Below are 6,673 nucleotides of genomic sequence, written 5' to 3'. Positions count from 1 at the left end.
ATGAAATTCACATGGCGTTTTTTATTTAATTGGATTTTTTGAAGTGGCTAACTTCATTATAAAATCCGCCGAAATTTTTGATATGATAAAGAAGTTGATTATTTATAGAAAAAAGAGGTGTAATATTGGCACAGAAACCAAACCTTACAAATTATAATGATGATGCCATTCAAATACTCGAAGGACTTGACGCTGTACGTAAGCGTCCGGGTATGTACATTGGATCGACGGATCAAAAAGGCTTGCATCATTTAATATATGAGATAGTAGATAATTCAGTAGACGAAGCGTTAAGTGGATTTGCTGATAAGATAAATATTACGTTGCTAGAAGATGGTAGCGTCTTAATTGAAGATAATGGACGTGGGATGCCCATTGGTTTACACGATAGTGGTATTCCAACAATTCAAGTTATCTTCACAGTGCTTCATGCCGGAGGTAAATTCGGTCAAGGTGGTTATAAATCTGCCGGAGGACTCCATGGTGTTGGAGCGAGTGTTGTTAATGCTTTATCAAGCTGGTTAGAAGTAACCGTTTATCGTGATGGTTACAAATATACAATGCGCTTTGAAGATGGCGGGAAACCAGCGACGAAATTGAAGAAAACAAAAGCACCTTCGAAATCCATGACAGGGACGACGGTGCATTTTATGCCGGATGATAGTATTTTCGGAAGTTCAAAAATCAGTTATAGCACGATAAGTGAGCGATTCCGTGAGTCTGCTTATTTATTAAAAGGCTTAGAAATTACCATTGAGGATAAAATTCATGAAGAAAGCGAAACATTTTTATTTGAAAATGGATTACATGATTTCATCAATTACTTAAACGAAGAAAAAGATACGATGGGAGAGATTGCGAATCTTTCAACCGTTGTGGATGAATTCGAGATTGATTTTGCTATGCAATATAACGATGGCTATTCTGAAACAATTCTTTCTTTTGCTAATAATGTCCGCACTTATGGTGGGGGAACGCATGAAACTGGTATGAAGACGGGGATTACAAAAGCGTTCAATGAATATGCACGTAAATCAGGCTTATTAAAAGAGAAAGACAAAAATCTCGAAGGATCAGATGTGCGTGAAGGGTTAGCCGCCGTTATATCTGTTCGTGTGCCTGAACAGTACTTACAATTCGAGGGTCAAACAAAAGATAAACTGGGTACGCCAAAAGCACGCCAATTAGTTGATAATGCCGTGAATGAATTTTTATCAGCTTACTTAAATGAAAATGGTAACTTCAGTCAAATGATTTTACGTAAGGCGATTAAAGCGCGTGAAACACGAGAATTAGCCAGAAAAGCTAGAGATGCGGCACGTACGGGGGCTAAGAAATCTCAACAAGAAAAACTAATTTCTGGAAAATTAACTAAAGCACAATCAAAAGATGCTTCAAAAAACGAACTTTATTTAGTCGAAGGAGATTCAGCTGGCGGGTCAGCCAAATTGGGACGTGACCGTCGATATCAAGCAATTTTACCTTTACGAGGTAAAGTCATCAATACTGAAAAAGCATCGATGGCTGATATTCTAAAAAACGAAGAGATTAATACGATGATTTATACAATTGGTGCCGGGGTTGGGAATGATTTCAATGTCATTGAATCTAACTATGATAAAGTCATTATTATGACCGATGCGGATACCGATGGGGCTCATATTCAAGTATTACTACTTACGTTCTTCTATCGTTACATGAAACCTTTACTAGAGGCTGGAAAAGTCTACTTGGCGATGCCACCTCTTTACAAAGTAAGTAAGGGAAAAGGTAAGAAAGAAGTCATTGAATACGCTTGGACAGATGAAGAATTAGAAGAAAAAATTAAACAAGTTGGAAAAGGCTATATCTTACAACGTTATAAAGGTTTAGGTGAGATGAATGCTGATCAATTGTGGGATACAACGATGAATCCTGAATCGCGTTTATTAATCCGTGTAACCATTGATGATGCAGCCATGTCTGAGAGACGATTAACAACTTTAATGGGAAGTAAAGTAGAACCAAGACGTAAATGGATTGAAAGTAATGTCCGCTTTACCTTGGACGAAGAAGATACATTACTTAAAGAATCTGATATCAGTACGAGTCAAAAAGACGAGGAAGCAAATATCGATGTCAAAGAAAAGTTAGAAAATCATTCTGAACCCGAGATTGATTTAAATCGTGACGATAGTGAATCTCAGATAAATTTATTTAGTGAGGATGATATAAATGGTCGTTAATCCAAATGAACACATTGAAGAACTGACGTTCGCAGACGTCATTGGTGACCGATTTGGTCGCTATTCTAAATATATTATTCAAGACCGTGCCTTGCCTGATATAAGAGACGGATTGAAACCAGTACAACGTCGTATATTATTTGCGATGCAACAAGACCGCAATACGTCTGAAAACCCTTATCGTAAGTCAGCTAAGACTGTCGGGAATGTTATTGGTAACTATCACCCTCATGGGGACTCCTCTGTGTATGAAGCGATGGTCCGTTTAAGTCAAGATTGGAAGTTACGAGAGCCATTAATTGATATGCACGGGAATAACGGGAGTATGGACGGGGATCCGGCTGCAGCGATGCGTTATACGGAAGCTCGTTTATCACCCATTGCGTCTTTACTATTAGAAGACATTAACTACGAAACAATTGATTATGCGCTTAACTTTGATGACACAATCGAAGAACCAATTGTCTTGCCGGCTAGATACCCTAACTTAATTGTCAATGGAGCGACAGGTATTTCAGCCGGTTATGCGACTGAGATTCCGCCTCATAATTTAGGTGAAGTCATTGACGCAGTTATTTATATATTGAAACATAAGAAATATGAACTCTCTGATTTATTAAAATTCATCAAGGGTCCAGATTTCCCAACCGGCGGGATTATTCAAGGAGCGAAAGATTTAAGTAACGCTTATGAGAATGGGAACGGAAAAGTCGTTGTTCGATCTAAAATCGATATTGAAACACTTAAGGGTGGTAAGTCTCAAATTGTTGCGACTGAACTCCCTTATGATGTGAACAAATCCAAACTCATCCAGCGTTTAGATGATATTCGCCTACAAAGAAAATTAGAGGGAATTTCAGAAGTCCGCGATGAATCGGACCGTGATGGGGTTCGCCTTGTAGTTGAATTAAAACGTGATGTAGATGCCGATGCTGTATTGAATTATTTATTGAAAAATTCAGACTTACAAGTGAATTATCACTTTAATATGATTGCGATTCATAATAGACGTCCTGTATTAGCGAATTTACAACTAATTCTTGAATCTTATATCGATCACCAACGTGAAGTAATCACAAGACGGACGAGATTCCAATTGGCACAAGATAAGACGCGTTTACACATTGTAGATGGGTTAATTCGTGTGATGTCAATCTTAGATGAAGTGATTGCAACCATCCGTCAAAGTGAAAATAAATCTAATGCGAAAGAAAATTTAGTAAAAGAATTTGAATTCTCAAACGAACAAGCAGAAGCGATCGTTTCACTCCAATTATATCGTTTAACCAATACTGATATTACTGCTCTACAAAATGAGCGTTTAGAATTGAATGAACGAATTGGTATGTACGAGAATATCTTAGCGAATGCTGATATTTTAAATAAAGTATTAGTTAATGAATTAAGCGATGTGAAAAAGAAATTCGCAACACCACGTCGAACTGAAATTGAGGCTGAAGTTGAAGAAATTACGATTGAATCAACACTTCTAATTCCTCAAGAAGATGTCGTTGTATCTGTAACGAATGAAGGTTATGTTAAACGGACAAGTCACCGTTCATTTAATTCGTCAGATACATTGAATTTGGGGCGTCGTGAATTCGATTATGCAATTTATGTGGAGAAATTAAGTACTTATGATGCGATCGTCATGATTACTAACAAAGGAAATTACATTTACATACCAGTCAATGAATTACCTGATATCCGTTGGAATGATATGGGAATGCACATCTCACAAAAATACCGTCTAAAAGAGGGTGAGCAACTCATTGCTGCCTTTAAAGCTGTTCAAGGTATTGGTGATGCAGATTCAAGTATTGCTGAAGACAAGGTGCTTCTTGCTACTCGTTTAGGAATGATTAAACAAACAAGACTCGATGAATTTGTAACATTTAGAAGTTACAAAACAAAATCAGCTGTTGCTATGAAATTGAAAAAAGACGACGAGCTTATCTCAGCGATACCTATCAAAGATAAGACTAACTACGAAGTCGTATTCTTAACACATCGTAGTTATAGTTTAAGATATCCGATTAGCGAAGTGTCTAGTTATAGTTTACGAGCACAAGGGGTTATTGGTATAAACCTTAAAGAAGAAGATTATGTTGCTGCTGCCTTAATTATCGAAGATGATACAAATACACAAATTGTTGGATTAACTCAAAGAGGGAATATTAAACGATTTAAACCAGGTATTGTTGGATCAGCTTCTCGTGGTAGCCGTGGTATTCTATTATTAAAAGAATTGAAGTCTCAACCACATCGTCTAATCAATGCGTTAGCAATTACAGATGCCGATGCACCATTAGTCGTATATGGTGATACTGGCTTTGAAAGTGAGATTCAACCGAATGATTATCCAATATCAGAACGATTATCAAACGGTTCTGCTGTTAAGGAAATTGAAAAACTAGGGAATGTACTTGATATACATCTCGCTCAACTAAAACTAATTAATCAAGAATCTAAAAATGATGAATAGTTAGAAAAGGTCATTCATTTTTTAGTAATATAATGATAAACTATATTAGAATTAACCGTAAGGAGGAATATATTCATGTCAAAATATTTAGTCTTTGGACATAAAAATCCAGACACTGATGCGATAGCGTCAGCGATTGCATTTAGTTTTTATTTAGAAAAAATCGGTCATGAGTCAGAAGCTGTGGCTCTTGGTACACCCAATGAAGAAACTCAATTTGCATTAGATTATTTTAACGTTGAGAGACCACGTGTTGTGTCATCTGTTTCAAATGAAGTAGAACGCGTCGCTTTAGTTGACCATAACGAAGCTACACAATCAGTGAATGATTTAGATGAGGTTGAAGTTGATTTCGTTATCGATCACCATAGAATTGCTAACTTTGAAACATCTAATCCATTATTCTACCGTGCAGAACCAATTGGAAGTACAGCAAGTGTTATTTATAAACTATTCAAAGAAAATAACATTGATGTTCCAAAAGCAATCGCAGGCTTAATGTTATCAGCGATTATCTCTGATACGTTATTATTCAAATCACCAACAAGTACATCTCAAGATGAGAAAATTGCGATTGAATTAGCAAAAATTGCGGATGTAAATATTGATAAATACGGTCTTGAATTATTAAAAGCTGGAACAAAATTAAGTGCTAAATCAGCACTTGAGTTAGTTCAATCTGATTCAAAAACTTTTGATATGAATGAAAAATCAGTACGTATTGGTCAAATCAATGCGATTGGTTTTGATGAGATGTTAGGACGTAAAGATGAATTATTAGAAGCAATGCGCGAAGAAATTGCTGCAAATAACTTTGATTTATTTGTTCTACTTATTACTGATATCTTAGAGAGCGATTCAATGGCTTTTGTTCTTGGCGAGAATACTATTCCAGTTGAAAAAGCATTCAAACAACCAGTGGTTGAAGAGGTTGTTACTTTACCTGGTGTTGTATCACGTAAAAAACAAATTGTACCTCAATTAACTGAAGCTTTTTCAGACTAAGCAAATTAAACTGGTGAGGCTATCTTCACCAGTTTTTTTATTGATGAATTGTAAAATTAAGTGCGACAAATAAAGAAACCCATAACAGGTTCGTGTAAAATGTTAGTAACGACAAAAACATAAACACGGAGGTCTGTTATGAGCTACACACATCTTACCATAGAGGAACGTTCAAAAATAGAAATACTCTATCAAGAAGGCTATAAAATTAATCGCATTGCTCAATTAATCGGGCGCCATCGGTCAACGATTTATCGAGAACTTAAACGATGTCCTTCAGATCAATACCAAGCTCAGGATACCCATGAAGGTGCCAATCAACGTGCACGTCTTAAGGGTAGAAATCCTAAGTACACGGTCGAGATACTTAAAGACATTCAAGATAAATTAGAACGTACATGGTCACCTGAACAAATTGTTGGACGAGATTATCAGGGAAAACTTTCCTTTAAATCCATCTATAACTGGATTTACCAAGATATCTTAAAGGTCCCCTAACTGTCTTAAGACACAAAGGGAAAAGTCGAGAGCCTCAAGAAACGCGAGGAAAGTTAAATATCGGCACTCCCATCTCAAAACGCCCCAAATCTGTGAAGAATCGAAAAGAGTTCGGGCATTGGGAACTCGACACAGTTGTTTCTTCTCGAGGTAAGAGTAAAGGTTGTTTTGCGAGCTTTGCAGAACGAAAAAGCCGTATATATATTGCTTTACCCATGCCAAATCGCTCTAAAGTTGCTATGCAAACTGCGATTGAAGATTTGAGAGAAAACTTACCTAAGGAAGCTTTAAAGTCCTTTACCTCAGATCGAGGAAAAGAATTTGCTTGTTATCCTGAGGTCGAAGCAGCAGGGATTGATTTTTAATTTGCCGATGCTTATAGTGCCTGGCAAAGAGGAACCAATGAGAACTCTAACGGTTTACTGCGTGAGTTTTTTCCTAAGAAAACAGACCTCGCTAG

At 36.8% G+C, this 6,673-nt stretch carries 3 protein-coding genes and 1 pseudogene; all 4 read left to right on the top strand.

Translation table 11 applies throughout. The features are described from left to right. Window positions 1-125 precede the first annotated feature (125 nt). Entirely contained in the window at window positions 126-2,225 is a 2,100-nt protein-coding gene (parE, locus tag ACFO5Y_RS06810; RefSeq protein WP_197105339.1) for a DNA topoisomerase IV subunit B, read from the top strand. Continuing rightward, window positions 2,215-4,710 carry a DNA topoisomerase IV subunit A gene (gene parC, locus ACFO5Y_RS06805; protein ID WP_197105338.1) on the top strand — a complete coding sequence of 832 codons (2,496 nt, stop codon included), beginning with the start codon at window positions 2,215-2,217 and terminating at the stop codon, window positions 4,708-4,710. The genes parE and parC overlap by 11 nt, the downstream gene beginning before the upstream one ends. Before the next feature lie 75 nt (window positions 4,711-4,785). Continuing rightward, on the top strand, window positions 4,786-5,715 hold the full coding sequence (locus ACFO5Y_RS06800) for a manganese-dependent inorganic pyrophosphatase (protein WP_197105337.1): 930 nt from the start codon (window positions 4,786-4,788) through the stop codon (window positions 5,713-5,715). A gap of 138 nt (window positions 5,716-5,853) precedes the next feature. Beyond that, window positions 5,854-6,673: pseudogene (locus tag ACFO5Y_RS11780) on the top strand (IS30 family transposase); the annotation flags it as partial.

Source organism: Ruoffia tabacinasalis (assembly GCF_042652985.1).
Classification (GTDB): Bacteria; Bacillota; Bacilli; order Lactobacillales; family Aerococcaceae; genus Ruoffia; species Ruoffia tabacinasalis.
Note: the sequence above shows the minus strand (reverse complement) of the source record. Positions and strands in the feature narration are given on the sequence as shown.

What these genes read in the sequence shown, in the direction of transcription:
- parC (WP_197105338.1), top strand. Translation starts at nt 2,215, where the DNA reads ATGGTCGTTAATCCAAATGAACACATTGAAGAACTGACGTTCGCAGAC.
- ACFO5Y_RS06800 (WP_197105337.1), top strand. Translation starts at nt 4,786, where the DNA reads ATGTCAAAATATTTAGTCTTTGGACATAAAAATCCAGACACTGATGCG.